Origin of the sequence: Micromonospora alfalfae, assembly GCF_022230925.1 — a bacterium.
In the GTDB taxonomy this organism is placed as follows: Bacteria; Actinomycetota; Actinomycetes; order Mycobacteriales; family Micromonosporaceae; genus Micromonospora; species Micromonospora alfalfae.
Map to the genome: position 1 here is coordinate 237616 of NZ_JAKKFH010000034.1, position 18380 is coordinate 255995.

The window sequence follows — 18380 nt, forward strand, 5'->3', positions numbered from 1 at the left end:
GCCACCGTCATCAGTCGTGGCGGCCGGCACTGAACGTGGAGGCAACGACGTGCCACAACCGAACGCACATCGGACCGGACGGGCCAGGTACGGGGTCAGCATGCTGGCCGCCGTGGCGCTGACCGCAGCCGGCCTGACCAGCCTGCCTGCCAGCGCCACCGCCGCGCCGGCGAGCAGTGGGCCGACCGCCCGCTACCTCGTCCAGCTCGCCGAGGAGCCGCTGGCCACCTACACCGGCGGGGTTCCCGGGATCGGGGCGACCAAGCCGGCCGACGGGGCCAAGCTGAACCGCACGTCCGGGAACGCCAACGCGTACCGGGATCACCTGCGCCAGCAGCGCAGGTCGGTGCTGGACCACGTCGGTGTGCCGGCCGAGCGCACCCGCGTCACCATGGAGACCGCGTTCAACGGCTTCGCCGCCGACCTGACCGGGCCGCAGGCCGCCCGGCTGCGCGCCACAAACGGCGTCCGAGCGGTGTACGAGAGCCAGAAGGTGCACGCCGCCACCTCACACACCCCCGACTACCTGGGCCTGACCGGCAAGGGCGGGGTGTGGAACAAGGAGTTCGGCTCAGACTCCCACGCCGGTGAGGGCGTCATCATCGGGGTCATCGACAGCGGTTACTGGCCGGAGAGCGCGAGCTTCGCGCCGCTGCCCAGCCCGCGCCCTGACCAGGCCATCATCGACGCCAAGTGGAAGGGCACCTGCGACGTCGGCGTCGAAGCGCCGGTCACCTGCAACAACAAGGTGATCGGGGCGCGCTGGTACAACGACAGCGGCATCGCCGAGGCGTTCCCGGACGACTACTCCTCGCCGCGCGACCGCAACGGCCACGGCACCCACACCGCCAGCACCGCGGCCGGCATCCACGGCGTGCGGGCCACGTCGGGTACCCAGGACCTGGGCATGATCTCCGGCATGGCGCCGGCCGCGCGGTTGGCCATCTACAAGGCGTTGTACGACAACGGCGCTGGTGGCGCGACAGGTACCGACATCGACATCGTGCACGCCATCGACGACGCGGTCGCGGACGGCGTCGACGTGATCAACTATTCGATCGGTGACGACACCGAGCGGTTCGGGGCTGTCGACGCGACGTTCTTCAACGCGGCCGCAGCCGGGGTGTTCGTCGCCGCCGCCGCCGGCAACTCCGGCCCGTTCGCCAACACCGTCGACAACTCGACGCCCTGGCTGACCACTGTGGCCGCGAGCACCACCGACCGGCAGAACACCCGGAAGCTCACCCTCGGCAACGGCACCACCATCGCCGGTGTGGGCATGGGCGAGACCGGTGTCGGGCCGGCCCCACTGGTCTTCGCGAAGGACAGCGCGATCGACCCGGACGGCGCCTACGGTGCCGGCCTCTGCGCCGACGACACGTTGGATCCGGCCAAGGTCAAGGGCGCGATAGTGCTCTGCCTGCGTGGCGAGATCCCGCGTACCGACAAGAGCATCGAGGTGGCGCGGGCCGGCGGCGTCGGCATGGTGCTCTACAACGACGAGCTGAACTCCTTGAACGCCGATGTGCAGGCAGTGCCGACAGTGCACATCAACGAGGTCGACCTGGCCACTGTCACCGCGTACGTCGCCACTGGCAACGCCACTGCGACCATCTCGCCGAGCAGGCTGGAGACGGTCGAGGCGCCCGCTGTCGCCGCGTTCTCCTCGGCGGGCCCGTCGAACCTGAACGCCGGTGAGCTGCTCAAGCCGGACATCAGCGCGCCCGGTCAGGACATCGTCGCCGCGTTCTCCCCGTCCATCGGCGGCAACGACTTCGCACTGGAGTCGGGCACCTCGATGGCGGCGCCGCACATCGCCGGCATCGCCGCCCTGCTGCTTGCCAAGCACCCCGGCTGGTCGCCGGCGGCGGTCCGCTCGGCGCTGATGACCAGCGCGGTGGATAAGACCGACAAGGGCAACCCGATCAAGATCGGCACGTACGACGCGACCCCGCTGAACTACGGCGCCGGCCAGGTCGAGCCGGGCAGCGCCTTCGACCCGGGCCTGGTCTACGACTCCAACCAGCAGGACTGGATCCAGTACCTGTGTGGGGTTTCCGCCGACCGTGGCGGCGACTACGGGCTCGGCGGCCTGGACGGCTGCGACACGATCGGTGCGATCGACACGGCACAGCTCAACTACCCGTCCATCTCGCTCGGCCGGATGGTGGGCAAGCAGACCGTGACCCGTACGGTCACCAACGTCAGCGACAAGACCAGCACCTACTCCTCGTCGGTGCAGGCCCCGCCGGGCTACCAGGTCAAAGTCACCCCGAAGAAGCTGCAGATCCGCCCGGGCAAGAGCGCCCGCTTCACTGTTGAGGTCACCAACACCGGTGGCGCCTTCGACACCTGGGCCGACGGCTCGCTGACCTGGCGCGACCAGTTCAAGCACGCGGTACGCAGCCCGCTGGTGGTGCGCAACTCCGGGCTGGTCGCCCCCGACGCCATCACCGGCAAGGGCACCTTCGGCAGCGTCCGGATCGCCGCCGAGGTCGGCTACCAGGGTCAGCTGATCTCCCAGCTCTCCGGGCTCACCTCGGGCACCAGCAACGTGGTCACCCTCAAGGGCGACGGGCCGAGCTGGGACTGGAGCACGTCGAACAACCTGCCGGTGCCGCTGCCCGCGTCGATCAGCAGGACCACACTGCACGTGCCGGCCGGGACCCGCAGCCCACTCGTCCAGGTGACGTCGGAGCGGCCCACCTGCTCCCACATCGACTGGGACGACGAGGAGGGCGTGATGGAGTGCACCGAGTTCAGCCTCAACGTCTACGACAAGTCCGGGAAGTTCGTCACCGCCACAGCCAGCGGCCGGGACGGCGCCAAGGTGACACTGCCGGACGGTGCCGGTGACTACATCGTGGTCGTCGAGCAGGAGTTCACCGAGAACATCAAGGACGGCGCGAACGCGTACACGGTCACCAGCTACCTGCCGGGCGCGCCGGGTACCTCCACCGGCCGGTTCACCATCGACCCGAAGCAGCGCAGCGTGCGGCCGGGCGCGACGGCGAACCTGACTATGCGCTGGTTCGGCCTCGCTCCGGGCCAGCGCTACCTCGGGGTGTTGGAGTTCCGCAACGGTGACGGCTCGCTGAAGACGGTGCCGGTCACCATCCAGTCCTGACCCTTCCCCCAACCCGGCGGATCGGCGTGTGACCCAGGTCACCGCCGGTCCGCCGGCCCGCCGTCGCGCCGCGCAGAGATGATCTGCTCGGCCCACGGTGATCGACGGCGGCGAGGACAAGACACGGGGCGGCGGGAGCCCAACTCCCGGCCGCCCCGAACGTCTGCGCGGACCCGTCGAGTTCGTCGGCCGGGCGGCGGAGCTGGCCCAGCTCCGCCGGATCGTCGGCACCCCGCCCTGCCTGATCCTGCTGGAGGGTGAGCCCGGGATCGGCAAGAGTCGGCTCGTCGCCGAACTGCTCGCCGAACTCCCCGGGCGGCACCTCATCGGCGAGTGCGACGACGTGCCCGAGCCCTTCCCACTCGGCGTGCTGCTGGACGCGATCCGGGGCGGTGCCGACCGAATCGGTCCGCTCAGCCCGGTGGCCGGCGCCCTCGCGCCGCTGCTGCCCGAACTGGCCGACGTGCTACCTGACGCGCCGCCCCCGTTGACCGACCCGGCGGCCGAGCGACATCGCCTGCTCCGCGCCGTCGCGGCGGTGCTCGCCGCGCTGAGTCCGGCCACGCTGTTGCTGGAGGACCTGCACTGGGCGGACCCGGCGACCTGCGAACTCCTCGCCTACCTGAGCACCCACCCGGTGGAAGGGCTGTCAGTGGTGCTGACAGCGCGCACGGCGACGCCGGGAAGCAGTACGCCGATCCACGACGCCCTGGCGCGGACTCCCCCGTGGAGCGTCACGCGCGTTGCGCTCGGCCCGCTGGACGCCGACGACGTACGCAGGCTGGCGGCCCGCACCCTGCGCCTCGATGATCCGCCGCAGCAGCTCACCGCCACCCTGCTCGACCGCACCGCCGGCATCCCGTTCGTGGTCGAGGAGGTGCTGCGGACGCTCGCCGAGCGCGGCGGCGACCCGTTGGCCGACGACAGTGTTCCGTTCGTCCTGCGTGACGTGCTGCTCTGGCGGCTGCGCCCGCTCGACGAGGCCACCCGGGAGGTGCTCGGCGCGACTGCCGTACTGGGGATGACGCCCGATCAGCGCATCCTCGCCTCGGTGCTCAGCCTGGACCGGGTGGCGATCGGCGCGGCGTTGACCGCCGCGCACCGGGCGGGCCTGCTGCACGACGCCGGTGACGGCCTGCGGTTCCGGCACGACCTGGCCCGCCAGGTGGTGTACGACCTGGTGCCCCGGGAGAGCCGGGAGTGGCTGCACCTGCGGGTGGCGCGGGTGTTGGAACAGGAGCTGCCGAGGCCGGTGGCCCAACTGGCGCACCACTACCGCCGGGCCGGCAGCGGGGCCGACTTCGTCCGCAACGCCGAGGCGGCAGCCGACCTGGCCACCGAGCGCGGCGACGACGCGACAGCGGCAAGCTTCCTGCTCCAGACGATGGACATCGCCGAACTGCCCCGACCGGTACGGGTTCGGCTCGCCGCCAAGTTGGGCCGGTCAGCCATCGACGGGCTCAGCCAGGCCGAGGCGATCCCGGTGCTGGAACGGCTGCTCGCCGACCGACGGCTGCCGCCAGGCGCCCGCGGTGAGCTGGGTCTGGTGCTCGGACGGATGCTGCGACAGCAGGGCGAGGCGCTGCGCGGGTACACCGAGATCGAGCGTGCCGTGCCGTACCTGCGCGCGCCGCGCCGCAAGGCCCAGGCGCTCGCGGTGCTGGCGGCCCCTGACACGGTCGTCGACCGGCACGTCGACGACCACCTGGCCCGCTGCGCGGAGGCGGAGACCGCCGCAGCGGCCAGCGGGGATCCGGCGGCGGACCTCGCGGTTCGCATCGCCCGCGCCTCGCTGTTGCTGGAGCTGGGCGACCCCGCGGCCTGGGCAATCATCTCCGAGCTACGGGCGTCCGCCGAACTGGCCGACCGGCCCCGCGAGCATGCGCGAGCCTGCCTGAACTGGGCGCAGGGCGCGCTGCACGCCGGTCACCCGGAGCAGGCCGAAGCGTTGCTGGCGGCCGGTCGGGCGCTGGTCGACGAGACCGGGTACGAGCGGCTGACGTCCCTGGTGGAGGCGACCGAGCTGTCGCTGGACCGGGCCGCCGGCCGGCTGGACGGGCTCGCCGAGCGGCTCAGCCGGTTGGTCGCCAGCGCTGAGCGGATGCCGGTCACCCTGCTGGACGCGCGGGCCGAACTGGCGACAGTGCTGGCGCTCACCGCCACCGCCCAACGAGCTGGCAGCACCGGGGAACACGGCAGCCCCGTCAGCCGCACCGACGGATACGCCGGACGTGAAGACAGCAACAGAGGCCGCGACGCTGTGGAGTCGGCCGAGCGGGCGCTGCGCGAGGTGGTCGCCGACGCCCGGCGGGTGGGCGCGATCTGGCCGCTGGTGCAGGCACTCTCGGCGCTGGCCCGACTGATGGTGACCGGGCGACCGGACGAGGCGGTCCGGCACGCGGCGGAGGCGCTGTCAGTCGTCCGCGGAAAGGGCATCCTGGCGTGGGCCGCCGACGCGGTGTTGGTGCTGGCCGAGGCGGAAGCCGCAGCCGGTGATCCGGGGCGGGCCGCGGGAGCGGTGGCCGAACTGGAGGCCGGGATCGCGGGCCGGGACGCGCCGCTGGCCCAGGCCGCCCTACGCCGATGCCGGGCACTCGTGCCGGCCTGAGCCAGGCTGGCGGGGTGGCGGGCCGTCTGTCGACGGCCCGCCACAGTGCATCAGAGGGTGACCTGGTGCACCCGGTTGTCGACACCGCGTACCGCCAGCCAGGCGCTGCCGTTGGCACCGGCGGCGGCTCCGGGCGCACCCCGGAACGCGTCGGTGGCGAACTCACCGCGTCGGAACCAACCGCCCCAGGCGCCGTCGGCCAGGTTGCGCTGCCAGAGCCGGTTGTCGGCGGCCAGCGCGAACAGGTAGACCCGGCCGGAGGTGGCGAGCAGGGTCGGGCTGCCGCTGGTGGTGCCGCCCAGGTTGGTCCAGGCTGACCAGGTGGTGCCGGTCCGGCTGCTCCACCACACCTCGTCGGTGCGGCTGCGGACGGCCACGTGCAGCACGCCGGCGTCGTCGACGACGGCGCTCGGCCGACCGTAGAACGGCCGGTTCTCCGGGGCCCCGACGCCGGTCCAGCCGGCGGTCGGCGTACGCGACCAGAGCTTGCCGTCGGCGCCGCGGGCGACGAGCGTCCACTGCGTCGGGCTGGTCCAGGCCACTGTGGGCGCGTCGGTCAGCGTGCCACCGAGGCTGCGCCACGGTCCCCAGCTACCGGCCACGTAACTGCGCTGCCAGGCGGCGTCGTCGGTGCCGCGGACGAAGACGTCGAGCCGCCCGTCGGCGGAGCCGTACGCCGCCGGCTGGCCGAGGATCCGGCCGCCGACCGGGCCGCCGAGCGAGGTCCAGTGCGTGCCCCACGTCTCACCGGTGCGGGTGTTGACGGCCAGCGCGCCGGAAGCGTCGCGCACGAAGGCGGTGGCGTGGGTGTCGTCCACCCGGACCAGCGCCGGGCTGGCGCTGGCGGTGCCGCCGAGGTCGGCGCCGGCGACCTGGTCGGTGCCGGTCAGGCCGAGCATGGCCACCCCGTGCGCCGGCACCTCGACGGTGTACGAGCCGGTGAACGGCTGAACACCCGGGCTGCCCGGCTGGGCGTCCACGTTGGCGCGGGTCCACAGGTCACGGACCCGAACCGACCCGCCGAGGGCGACGTCGGCGAAGTTCACAGTGATCTGCTGGGCGGTGTCGTGCCGGTTGAGCAGCGCGACCGCCCGCTTTCCGGAGCCGGTGAGCACCTTGCTCCAGACCTGCGCGTCGGTGCCGGTGTCGGCGACCTTGATGCCCTGCCGGACCAACGGGTCCTGGTCCACCGCGATGATCTCCGGGTTGGTAAGCGCCGAGATCATTTCCTTCGGCAGGCCACGCGGGTCGGAGCCGATCACCAGCGGAGCGGCCATGATGGCCCACATGCCGAGCTGCGTCTTGGACTCGTCCAGGCTCAACTCGTACCCACCGTCGGGCAGCGGGCGCATCGGCAGCAGGTAGTCCGGGTCGTTGTAGTGCCCCGGCCCGGTGGCCGCCGGGTGGTACGCGTTGACGTCCATGTTGCGCAGCACCCACTGGTACGCCCACTGCGGGGACGGGTCGGTGAGCCCCACGTCCGTGTACGTCCGCCAGGAGTCGGCGATGGTGGGCGCGTACGTGTAGCTCCAGGTGGAGAGCTGCTCCGGGGTGTACGGGCCGCCGCCCCAGTCCGAGCTGACCGGGTTGCAGATGTTGAGCAGCATCGGTCGGGGCGACTGGCGTACCGCCTCGGCCAGCTCCCGGAAGGTGCTCTCCGGGTCGAGGCCGGCGGCCCGGCCGCACAGCCAGTCGGCCTTCAGCGCGTCGAAGCCCCAGCCGGCGAACTGGGCGATGTCCGCCCGGTAGTGGCCGTTGCTGCCGAGGCCGCACTGCCCCGGCAGGTAGGGGCCGGCGTCGGTGTAGATGCCGGCCTTCATCCCCTTGCTGTGGATGTACGCGGCCAGCGCCGCCATTCCGCCGGGGAAGCGGGTCGGGTCGGCGACGAGCTGGCCGGCCTCGTTGCGCGGGGTGGGTGCTGCCCAGTTGCCGTCGATCCACACGTAGGTGTAGCCGGCGTCCCGGAGGCCACTGTGGACCATGTGGTCGGTGACCGACCGCACTTCGGCCTCGGTGGGGTCACCACCGAGACCGAAGTAGGTGTTCCAACCCTGGTAGGGCGTCGGGGCGAGGCCGCTGTTGAAGAAGGTCGGCGCGCCCTGGTCCTCGGCGCCGGTGGCCGCCGGGGCGTGACCGGGGCGGCCGGGCCCGTGGCCGGCCTGCGGCGGGTCGGCGTGGGGTGGGCCGGCCATCGCCGGCATCGGGCTGGCCAGGCCCAGGCCGAGCACGGCCAGGGCAGCGGTCAGCTGTCGGTTCAGGCGCATGGAGGTACTCCTGTCCCTCGGGGGTGGGGGTGGTGGTGCTCCGAACTCAGCAGCGGGTCAGCACCATGAGGTCGGCGTCGTGGGTAGCGCTCCACTGCACCGGCAGGCCGACAGTGGCGAGGTGGCTGCCGGAGTAGTGCTGATCGCCGTGCGAGTAGCGGGCCGCCGGGTCGAGGCCGCGCAGCGGCAACCGGACCGGGCGGGACGGAAGCAGCCCGGCGCCGTCGAGCCGGCCGGTGTGCCAGGCCAGCACCACCACCTGGTTCTCGTCCGGCGCGGTGTACTGCACCGCACAGCGGGCCTGGTCGGGGCCACCGATCAGGTGCACCTCGCCGCGCGTGACGACGTCCCGGATCTCCTTGTAGCGGGCGATCCAGCCGGCCGCCTCGGCCCGCTCGGCCGGGGTCCACGCCCTGATGTCGGCGCCGATGCCGAGCACACCGGCCATCGCCAGGACGAATCGGAACGCCAGCGATCGGGGGCGGCTGTCGAACAGGCCGGGCGCGTCGGTGACCCAGGAGCTGAGCAGGTGCGGGGCGTTGGCGTGCAGGAAGCCGTACTGGATGGCGAGGCGGTCCAGCGGGCCGGTGTTGTCGCTGGGCCAGAAGACGTCGGCGCGGGCGGCCATCGCCAGGTCGGTCCGCGCGCCCCCGCCGGCGCACGCCTCGATCAGCACACCGGGATGGTCCCGGCGCAACCGCTCGTAGATCCGGTGCAGGTTGGCGACGTGCGCGCCGTCCAGGTCGAGCGGGCCCAACCCGCCGGACCGACCCGGCTCGGTACGGGGCCTGTTGAAGTCCCACTTCAGGTAGTCGATGTCGTACCGGCGCAGCAGGCCGTCGACTGTCGAGTGGACGAACTCGGCGACCTCCGGCCGGCCCAGGTCGAGCAGGTACTGGTTACGGACCGGAGTGAGCGGTCGGCCGTTGACGGAGTAGACCCAGTCCGGGTGCTCGGCGTAAAGGGAGGACTTCGGGTTGACGCACTCCGGCTCGACCCAGAGCCCGAAGTTCAGCCCGAGGGCGCGGACGTCGGCGATGAAGGTGTCGAACCCGGCCGGGAACTTCGCCGGGTCGGGCGTCCAGTCGCCCAGCCCGGCGGTGTCGTCGTCGCGGCCGACGAACCAGCCGTCGTCCACGACGAACGTCTCCACGCCCAACTCGGCGGCGATCCGGGCGAGCGCGAGCTGACTCTGCGCCTCGACGGCGAAGTAGGTCGCCTCCCAGGAGTTGTAGAGCACCGGGCGAGGGCTGAGCCGGTCGGCGGCCAGTAACCGCTGGTGGGTGTGCCAGACCCGGGCCAGCCCGTCCAGGCCGTCCGGGCTGTACGCCCCGGTGGCCACCGGCAGTGTCAACCGCTCCCCGACGGCCAACTCCAGCGGGCCGTCGACCAGTTGACGGCCGACCCGGACCCGGGTCAGGCCGCCGGTGTCCCGCTCGGCGCTGATCTCCCAGGAGCCGGTCCAGGCCAGCGCCATCCCCCACGCCGGACCGGCCGGCTCGGCGGTGTCGCGCACGGCCAGCCAGGGCACGTGCAGGTGCCCGGGTACGCCCTGGGAGCTGCCGATGCTGAACGTGCCGTGGCCCAGCTCGACGTGGGAGAGCTGGAATTCCTGCGCCCACTGCCCCCACTGGTGGCTGAGCAGCGCGCCGTGCGGCGTCGGTACGCAGAACCCGCCCGAGCCGGCCCGGACGACCCGCAGCGCGTCGGTGCCGTCGTTGGCCAGCTCGACCCACCGCTGCACCACGTCGGTGCCGACCGGCACCCGGTAGTGCACTGTGGCGCGCAGCCCGGTCACCGGGTCGGCGAACTCGACAGCCAGCTCCCGCTGGTCGGCGTCGACCCGCGCGTCGGTGTGCACGAAACCCACCCGGCGCTGCCCGTTCACGGTCTCGATCACCAGGTCGGCGCCGGTGAACGGGCGGTCGGCGTCGGTCGCGTACTCGATGGGGGCCGCGTCCCCGGCGGTGAGGAACGGGACCGGGCCGTCGTAGGCGACCGGCGAAGGCCCGTCGGAGACGCCGTGCGGCCCCCACGCGACAAGCTCCAGCCAACGGCCGTGCGCGGGCACCGTGACGGTGTACTCGGTGTGCGCGCCGCGCAGCGTCCAGCGCTGCCCGGTCTCGGCGGTCACTTGACCGCTCCGAGCGCCAGACCGGAGACGAAGTGCCGCTGGAAGCGGAGGAACACCGCGACGGTGGGCACCGCCGCGATGACAGTACCGGCGGCGATGACGTTCCAGGACGAGACGAACTGGCCCTGGAGGGCGAGCAGCGCCGGGGTGACCGGCATGTTGTCATCGGTACGCAGCACGGTGATCGCCCAGAGCAGGTCGTTGAAGATCCAGGTGAAGGAGAGCGCCCCGAGAGCTGCCAGCGCGGGTCGGGTCAGCGGCAGCATCACCCTGGTGAAGATCTGCGCGGTGCCGGCGCCGTCGATGGTGGCCGCCTCCTGGATCTCGCCCGGCAGGTCCCGCATGAAGCCGTGCAGGACGAACGTGTAGAAGCCGAGCCCGAAGCCGACCTGCACCGCGATCAACGCCCAGAGCGTGTCGTACAGGCCGGTCAGCTCGCTGAACTTGGCCACCGGGATGAGCAGGATCTGCGGTGGCAGCAGGTTGCCGGCGAGCATCAGCAGCAGGATCGTGCGCCGCCCGGGGATCCGGAAGCGACTCAGCGCGAACGCGGCCATCGCGGCCAACCCCAGGCTCAGCGCCACCGACGGGACGGTGACCAGCATGCTGTTGATCAGCGCGCGCAGCTCGCCGCCGTCGGTCCACGCCTGCCGGTAGGTGTCCAGTGTGAAGGACCGGGGCAGGCTGCCCACGCCGTGCGCGGCGATGTCGTCGAACGACCGGGTGGACATCACCACCACCCAGAGCACCGGGCCCAGCCAGAGCAGCGAGAGCAGGATCATGCCGGTGTGGAAGGCCCCGGTACGGAGCTTGTTCATCACGCTTCCTCCCGGAACGCGCGGACCAGGTAGCCGAGGATGACAGCCAGCGCGAGCACGAAGATCACGACGGCGATCGCTGAGGCGTAGCCCAGCCGCAGGCTCTGGAACGCAGTCGAGTACATGTAGGTGCTGAGCAGCTCCGACGAGTGGTACGGCCCACCCTTGGTCAGCGACCAGACGATGTCGAACGAGCGCAGCGAATCGATCACGATGACCGACAGCACCACGGCGTTGACCCCCTTGAGCTGGGGAATCGTGACGTGTCGTAATCGCTGCCAGGCGTTGGCGCCGTCCATCCGGGCCGCCTCGTGCAGCGCCGGGTCGATCGCCTTCAGCCCGGCCAGGAACAGCACCATCACGTAGCCGATCTGCCGCCACAGGGCGGGCAGGATCACCGCGTACAGGGCGGTCTGCGGGTCGGCGAGCCAGGGCCGGATCAGGTGCTCCAGGCCGACCGCCCGCAGCAGCGTGTCGGCGATGCCGTCGGGCTGGTAGAAGACCCGCCAGACCAGCGCGGTCACCACCAGCGAGAACACCACAGGGGTGAACAGCGCGGCCCGGTAGAAGCCGACAAAGCGCCGCTCCTTCTGCAGGACGAGCGCCATCCCGAAGCCACCCAGCACGGAAAGGCCGCCGAAGAGCACCAGCCAGATCACCGTGTTGATCAGCGCACCCCGGAAGGTGGCGTCACCGGCCAGCTCGACGTAGTTGTCGGTGCCGACGAAGGTCGGCGGTGTCATCCCGTCCCACCGGGTGACGGAGAACCAGAAGCCCTGGAGCGCCGGCCAGAACACCCAGACGCTCTCGACCGCGAACGGCACCAGGACGAACGCCACCAGCAGCGGCGACAGTCGAGCCGACCGTCGCCGCCGCCGGGTGGGGGTGACCGAAGTCGTGGAGATCGTTGCTGTCACGTCAGCCCTTGAAGACCTTCTCGGCGCCGGCCTGCCACTCCCGCAGGATCGCGTCGATCTGGTCCGGCTTGTCGATGAACTTGGTCAGCGCGGTGTCCGCCGTCGGCTGGAGCGCGTCGCTGGAGTCGCGGTTGAAGAACTGGGTCAGCTCCTTGGCCTCGTCCAGCATCGCCTTGCCCTTGACCACCAGCGGCGAGTCGGACGCCTTGGCCTTCGGGTTGGCCGGCAGCACGATGCCGGAGCTGGCCTTGACGTACGCCTCCTGGGCCTCGACCCCGGAGAGGTAGCTGAGCAGGGCCTTCGTGCCGGTCGGGTTGGCGGTCTTCGCGCTGGCGAAGAAGCCGTCGGTAGGTGCCTCCTCGGCCAACGGCACCGCCGGGTCGATGATCGGGAACCGGAAGAAGTCAAGGTCGCCGAGCGCGTCCTTGGGTGCGGCGTCGGCGAAGAACGTGCCGATCAGGAACATGCCGGTCTTGCCGGCCAGCAGCGCTGTGGTCGCCTCCTGGAACGGGTACGCCTTGCCCTTGGGGTCGAAGTAGGGCAGGGCCTCGCGCCAGCGGGTGAAGACCGCCTTGACCTTCGGGTCGTCGAAGCGCTGCTTGCCGGCGAGCAACTCGCGGTGGAACGGCGCGCCGTTGATCCGGATGTTCAGGTAATCGAACCAGGCCGAGGCCACCCACGGGGTGTCGCCGAGGCCGATGCCGATCGGCGGGACGCCCTTGCTCTTCAACGTCTCGCACAGCGCCAGGAACTCGGTCCAGGTCTTCGGCTCCTGCACGCCCCACTTGGCGAAGTTGGACTTGCGGTAGAAGAAGCCCCACCAGTAGTTGTTCATCGGCACGAAGATCTGCTTGCCGCTGGCGTCGGTGGAGAGGGTGCGCAGCGACTGGGGGTAGTCGTCCAGTGACTTCCACACCTCGGAGACGTCCAGCAGCAGGTTCTTGCTGGCGTAGTCGTTGGCGACCGAGCCCGCGTACCAGGTGTAGAGGTCCGGCGGGTTGGCCGAGGTCAGGTACGTCGGCAACTGGGTCCGGAAGGTCTCCGAGGCGATCGTGTTGAGGCTCGCCGTGCCCTTGCCCTGCGCGTTGAAGGTCTCGATCAGCTTCTCCATCGCCGCCTTGGCCTGCGGCGAGGAGAGGTTGGACTGGATGGTGACAGCGCCCGAGCCGTTGCTCGTGGTCGGCCCGCTGGCGGAGCTGGCGCACGCGCTGAGGAACGAGCTGGCGCCGAGCGCGCCCAGGCCGGCGAGCCCAAGGTGGCCAAGGAATCGCCGGCGACCGGGGTCGAAGTCGCTCACGGAGGTATCCCTTCCTTTACGACACTCAGCGTCACCACGCGATGTGTCGTCCATGTGAATGCTGTGACGAGAAGGTTGCATCGGCCGTCGCCGGCTGTCAAGATATCTTCGTAATTAATGATTAGACGAGACCAAGGCGAGGGTCAGGTGGATCAGCTTATGCGTCGGCTTGAGGGCAAGAACGCGCTGGTCACTGGTGCGATGGGTGGGATCGGCACGGCCATCGCCCGGCGACTCGCCGCCGAGGGGGCAGCGGTTGCGCTACTCGACGTGACCGACCCGGCCCCGCTGGCCGAGGAGCTGACAGCGCGGGGCGACCGCGCACTGTCCGTAGTGGGCGATGTCAGCGACGAGGGCGACTGGACGGCCGCCGTGAGCGCCGTACGGGACCACCTCGGCCCGGTCGACATCCTGGTCAGCACCGCGTACGCCGTGCGGGTCGCCCCGGCGCACGAGACCAGCCGGCAGTCCTGGGACCAACAGCTCGGCGTCAGCCTCACCGGCTCCTTCCTCGGCGTCCGCGCCTGCCTGGACGACCTGCGGGCACGCTCCGGCGCGGTGGTGCTGATCTCCTCGGTGCACGCGCTGGTCGGGTTGCCCGGCCGACCCGCGTACGCGGCGGCCAAGGGCGGCCTGCTCGCGCTCGGCCGCCAACTCGCCGTCGAGTACGGCCCGCAGGTCCGGGTCAACACGGTGCTGCCCGGGCCGATTCTCACCGCCGCCTGGGCCGACGTGTCCGAAGAGGACCGCCAGCGAAGCATCGCGGAGACCGTCGCGAAGCGCTTCGGCACACCGGACGAGGTGGCCTCCACCGTCGCCTTCCTCGCCTCGCCGGACGCCGCCTACATCACCGGCGCGAGCCTCGTGGTGGACGGTGGCTGGACAGCGGTGAAAGCCTCGGCCTGAGAGAGATCGATACCGACCAGCGAAAAGGCCAGGAGCATTGGCACAGTACGCACGCCGCGGCGTCCACGGGCAGACAGTCGAAGCGATCGCCCGTCGCATCCTCACCGGTGAGATCGCCGCCGGCGCGACGCTGAACATCGTCGCGTTGCAGGAGGAGTTCGACGTCAGCCTCACCGCGCTCCGCGAGGCGCTGAAGGTCCTCTCGGCCAAGGGCATCGTCGACGCCCGACAGAAGCGCGGCACCTTCGTCCGACCCCGTGCGGACTGGAACCTGCTCGACGGTGACGTGATCCGCTGGCAGTTCGCCGAGGGCACCGACCAGCGGCTGCTCGACCAACTGCACGAGGTGCGCGCCATCATCGAGCCGGCCGCCGCACGGCTCGCCGCCACCCGCGCCACAGAGGACGACCTGACCGCCCTCGACCGGGCGCTGGCCGAGATGGCCCGGGCCAACGGTGATCCCGCCGCCGCCATCGCCGCCGACCTCGCCTTCCACCGCGCGCTGCTCACCGCCACCCACAACGAGCTGCTTGAGCGGATGGAGGTGGTGATGGAGACCGGGCTCGCCGAACGGGACCGGCTGGTGCACGGTGGCACCCCGCACGACGACCCGGTGCCCAGCCACCGCGCCGTGGTCGACGCGCTGCGCGACCGGGACGAGACGGCGGCCGAGACCGCGATGCGTCAGTTGCTGGACAAGGCCGTCCGCGACGTCGAGAAGGTACGGGGACGAAGGGGCAGTCAGTGAAGATCGAGCGGATCGAGACCTTCCTGGTCGCGCCACGGTGGTTGTTCTGCCGGGTGGAGACCGACGACGGGCTGGTCGGGTGGGGTGAGCCGGTGGTCGAGGGCCGCGCCGAGGTGGTGCGCAGCGCGGTCGAGGTGCTCTCCGAACACCTGATCGGTGCGGACCCCCTGCGCATCGAGCAGCACTGGCAGGTGCTCACCAAGGGCGGCTTCTACCGGGGCGGCCCGATCCTCTCCAGCGCTGTCGCCGGCCTCGACCAGGCGCTCTGGGACATCGCCGGGCAGGCGTACGGCGCGCCGGTGCACGCGCTGCTCGGCGGGCACGTGCGCGACCGGGTACGGATCTACTCGTGGGTCGGCGGGGACGAACCCGGCGAGGTGGCCGACGCCGCCGCAGCGCAGGTAGCCGCCGGCCTCACCGGGATCAAGATGAACGCCTGCGGGCGACTCTCGCCGATCCCCACCTCGGCCGAGGTGGACGCGGTCATCGGCCGGGTGGCAGCCGCCCGCGAGGTGCTCGGCCCCGACCGGGACATCGCTGTGGACTTCCACGGTCGCGCCGGACTGGCCGCCGTCCGCCGGATCCTGCCCGAGCTGGCCGCCCTGCGCCCGTTCTTCGTGGAGGAGCCGGTCCTGCCCGATCAGGCTCACCACCTGCGCGACATCGTCGCCAGCACGCCGATCCCGGTGGCCACCGGCGAACGGCTCTACGGTCGGTCCGAGTTCCTCGCCCCGTTGCAGGCCGGGGTCGCAGTGGTCCAACCGGACCTGTCGCACGCCGGTGGGATCTCCGAGGTCCGCCGGATCGCCGCGCTGGCCGAGACGTACGGCGCGCTGCTCGCCCCGCACTGCCCGCTCGGCCCGATCTCCCTGGCGGCCAGCCTCCAGGTGGCCTTCGCGACGCCGAACTTCCTGATCCAGGAGCAGAGCATCGGCATCCACTACAACGCCGGCTCTGAATTGCTCGACTACCTGGTCGACCCGGAGCCGTTCCGGTTCGTGGACGGGCACATCGCCCGCCTCGACCGGCCCGGCCTGGGCATCACCGTCGACGAGGCGGCGGTCCGCAAGGCCGCCCAGACGCCCCACGCCTGGCGCAACCCGGTCTGGCAGCACGCCGACGGGTCCTTCGCCGAGTGGTGACCGACGCGCGGCCGGTGGCCCTGCGGGTGGCGTACGACGCGGCGCACGGCGGTCGGTGGACGAGTCTGCGCGGCGGCGGCCGGGAGTGGCTGTGGCGTGGCCCGGAACCCGGCCGGCACGAGGTACGCCCCGACGACGCGTTCGTCGACGCCGGTGGGCTGGAGGAGTGCCTGCCCACAGTGCGCGGCGAGCCCGACCACGGCGAGGTGTGGTCGCGGCAGTGGCGCAGCGGCGGCCCTGAAACCTTGGTCATCGAGCGGCCGACGTTCACGCTGAGCCGGCGGATCACCGACGACGGTGGCGTGGTGGTGGCCGACTACCGGCTGGCCGCCGACCCCGGTTACCGTTTCGTATGGGCCGCACACGCCCTGCTCGGCCTCTCCCCCGAGGCTCATCTCGACGCCCCCGCCGGCACGCCCACCCGGCTGCATCCGGAGGCCGCCGCACTCCTGCCGCCGGGCGTCTGGCCCACCGGTAGCCCGTGGCTGACCGGACCGTGGCCCGCTCCCGCCGGGCTGACGCTGGACACCTTCGGCCCGGACGACGGGACCGCGCTCGGCGCGGTGCTGCTCGACTGCGACCGGGTCCAGGTGATCGACGGAGCCGACCGGCTGACCATGGAGCTGGAGTGCGCCGGCCAGCCCCGCAGCACCGCGCTCTGGCGCAACCTGGGCGGCTGGCCGGCCGACTGCCCCTACCGCAGCATCGGTGTCGAACCGATGCTCGGCAGCGCCTTCGACCTGGCCGACGCCGGCCCCTCCGACGCGGCGGTCGTCCCGCCCACCGGAGAGGTCACCTGGCGACTCACCATCTCCGCCCACCGCAACCACTGAGGACACCGTGATGAACCTGCTCGACGAGCTGCGTACCCACCGGCTGTTGGCCATCGTGCGCGGCCCGGACCCGGCCGCCGCGCTGACCGCCGTGCTCACACTGGCCGAGAGCGGCGTCGCCCTGGTCGAGGTCTCGCTGACCAGCACCGACGCGCTCGGCGTCATCCGACGCGCCCGGGCCGCCCTCGGACCCGGCTACGCCCTGGGCGCCGGCACAGTGCTCAGCGCCGAGGACGCCCGCGCGGCGGCCGATGCGGGGGCCGGCTTCCTGGTCACGCCGGCCATCGCGGCGAGCCTCGCCGAGGGCGGCCGGCTCGGCCTGCCGGTGCTCGCCGGTGCCCTCACCCCCACCGAGGTGGTGCAGGCCACCGACGGCGGGGCCGCCGCGATCAAGCTCTTCCCTGCCTCGTTCGGCGGGCCCGACTACCTCGGCGCCCTGCGCGACCCGTTCCCCGGTACCGCGTTCGTGCCGGTCGGTGGGGTCGACGCGGACGGTGCGCGACGCTACCTGCAACGGGGAGCGGTCGCTGTCGGCGTCGGTTCCCCGCTGCTCGGCGACGCCGTCCGTGGCGGCGACCAGGTGGCGCTGCGGGAGCGCGCCGCCGCCTTCCTCGCGGCGGTCCGGCAATGACCGACCTGCTCACGCTCGGCGAGACGATGGCGGCGTTCCGCACCACCGGCCCGCTGCGACTGGGCGGCACCGCCGGCATCTCCGTCGCCGGATCCGAGTCGAATGTGGCGATCGGCGTGGCCCGGCTCGGCCACCGGGCCGCCTGGGTCGGCGTCACCGGCGCCGACGAGCCCGGCGAACTGGTCCGCCGTACGCTGCGCGCGGAGGGTGTCGACCTGACCTGGTCCCGGGTCGACGCGACCGCCCCCACCGGCCTGATCCTCTTCGAGAACCGGGTCGCCGACATCAACCGGGTCACCTACCACCGTGCCGGGTCGGCCGGCTCCCGGCTGGGCCCGACCGACGTGACACCTGCCTTCGACGCGCCCGGGCCACCACCCCGGCTGCTGCACGTCACCGGCATCACCTGCGCGCTCGGCGTCGAGCCGTACCAGGCGGTGGTGGAAGCCGTGCGACGTGCCCGCGCGGCCGGCAGCACGATCTGCCTTGACGTCAACCACCGCAACCGGCTCTGGTCGGTCGCCGAGGCCGCCGCCGCGCTGCGCCCACTGCTGCCCTCGATCGACCTGGTGATCGCCTCCGACGACGAGTTGGCGGTGCTGACCGACGCCACCGACCCGGCCACGGCGCTACTCTCGGCCGGCGTCACCGAGGTAGTGGTCAAGCACGGCGGCGACGGCGCGACCAGCCACAGCGCGGCCGGCGTCATCCACCGTCCAGCCCGGACGGTGCCGGTGGTGGACACCGTCGGCGCTGGCGACGCGTTCGTCGCCGGGCTGCTCTCCGGCTGGCTCGACGGCCTCGACGCGTCGGCCCGACTGGACCGGGCCGTCACCACCGGCGCGTTCGCGGTCGCCACCCGGGGTGACTGGGAGGGCCTGCCCGACCGGACCGAGCTGGCGCTGCTCGACCACGGCCCTGGCGGTACGGTCCGCTGACGATCCTTTGGAGGAAC

The 18380-nt window shown here is 72.0% G+C and carries 13 protein-coding genes; 8 read left to right on the forward strand and 5 right to left on the reverse strand.

Annotation, left to right across the window (positions count from 1 at the left end; all coding sequences use genetic code 11):
- Nucleotides 1–49 precede the first annotated feature (49 nt).
- The gene (locus MED01_RS26780) at nt 50–3127 is read left to right on the forward strand and encodes a S8 family serine peptidase (protein WP_238671289.1); all 3078 of its coding nucleotides are present in this window, start codon (nt 50–52) and stop codon (nt 3125–3127) included.
- A 97-nt stretch (nt 3128–3224) separates the two neighbouring features.
- Nucleotides 3225–5735 (forward strand): ATP-binding protein, encoded by a 2511-nt coding sequence (locus MED01_RS26785; protein WP_238671290.1) that lies wholly within the window; start codon nt 3225–3227, stop codon nt 5733–5735.
- 50 nt (nt 5736–5785) lie between these two features.
- Here the strand turns inward: MED01_RS26785 and MED01_RS26790 are convergent, their stop codons facing one another.
- Genes MED01_RS26790 through MED01_RS26810 form a run of 5 tightly spaced genes read right to left on the reverse strand, consistent with a single transcriptional unit; the run spans nt 5786 to nt 13165 of the window.
- Nucleotides 5786–7999, reverse strand: a complete 2214-nt coding sequence (locus tag MED01_RS26790; protein ID WP_238671291.1) for a DUF8189 domain-containing protein — start codon at nt 7997–7999, stop codon at nt 5786–5788.
- A 46-nt stretch (nt 8000–8045) separates the two neighbouring features.
- Nucleotides 8046–10133, reverse strand: coding sequence for an alpha-galactosidase (locus tag MED01_RS26795; protein ID WP_238671292.1), 2088 nt, complete (start codon nt 10131–10133; stop codon nt 8046–8048).
- Entirely contained in the window at nt 10130–10951 is an 822-nt protein-coding gene (locus MED01_RS26800; protein WP_112581751.1) for a carbohydrate ABC transporter permease, read from the reverse strand. Before MED01_RS26800 ends, MED01_RS26795 begins: the two co-directional genes overlap by 4 nt.
- Nucleotides 10951–11868 (reverse strand): carbohydrate ABC transporter permease, encoded by a 918-nt coding sequence (locus MED01_RS26805; RefSeq protein ID WP_238671293.1) that lies wholly within the window; start codon nt 11866–11868, stop codon nt 10951–10953. Before MED01_RS26805 ends, MED01_RS26800 begins: the two co-directional genes overlap by 1 nt.
- 1 nt (nt 11869) lies before the next feature.
- Nucleotides 11870–13165 carry an ABC transporter substrate-binding protein gene (locus MED01_RS26810; RefSeq protein ID WP_238671294.1) on the reverse strand — a complete coding sequence of 432 codons (1296 nt, stop codon included), beginning with the start codon at nt 13163–13165 and terminating at the stop codon, nt 11870–11872.
- 147 nt (nt 13166–13312) lie between these two features.
- Here MED01_RS26810 and MED01_RS26815 point away from each other — a divergent pair, with 147 nt between their 5' ends.
- Genes MED01_RS26815 through MED01_RS26840 form a run of 6 tightly spaced genes read left to right on the forward strand, consistent with a single transcriptional unit; the run spans nt 13313 to nt 18363 of the window.
- Nucleotides 13313–14071: an SDR family NAD(P)-dependent oxidoreductase gene (locus tag MED01_RS26815; protein ID WP_238671295.1), complete on the forward strand. Its 759-nt coding sequence runs from the start codon at nt 13313–13315 to the stop codon at nt 14069–14071.
- 37 nt (nt 14072–14108) lie between these two features.
- On the forward strand, nt 14109–14819 hold the full coding sequence (locus tag MED01_RS26820; protein WP_238671296.1) for a FadR/GntR family transcriptional regulator: 711 nt from the start codon (nt 14109–14111) through the stop codon (nt 14817–14819).
- Complete coding sequence (dgoD, locus tag MED01_RS26825) at nt 14816–15961, forward strand: galactonate dehydratase (protein WP_238671297.1); 1146 nt, start codon at nt 14816–14818, stop codon at nt 15959–15961. Before MED01_RS26820 ends, dgoD begins: the two co-directional genes overlap by 4 nt.
- Nucleotides 15958–16794 (forward strand): hypothetical protein, encoded by an 837-nt coding sequence (locus MED01_RS26830; RefSeq protein ID WP_238671298.1) that lies wholly within the window; start codon nt 15958–15960, stop codon nt 16792–16794. Before dgoD ends, MED01_RS26830 begins: the two co-directional genes overlap by 4 nt.
- A 10-nt stretch (nt 16795–16804) precedes the next feature.
- Entirely contained in the window at nt 16805–17425 is a 621-nt protein-coding gene (locus MED01_RS26835) for a bifunctional 4-hydroxy-2-oxoglutarate aldolase/2-dehydro-3-deoxy-phosphogluconate aldolase (protein ID WP_238671299.1), read from the forward strand.
- On the forward strand, nt 17422–18363 hold the full coding sequence (locus MED01_RS26840) for a sugar kinase (RefSeq protein WP_238671300.1): 942 nt from the start codon (nt 17422–17424) through the stop codon (nt 18361–18363). The genes MED01_RS26835 and MED01_RS26840 overlap by 4 nt, the downstream gene beginning before the upstream one ends.
- Nucleotides 18364–18380: the final 17 nt, after the last annotated feature.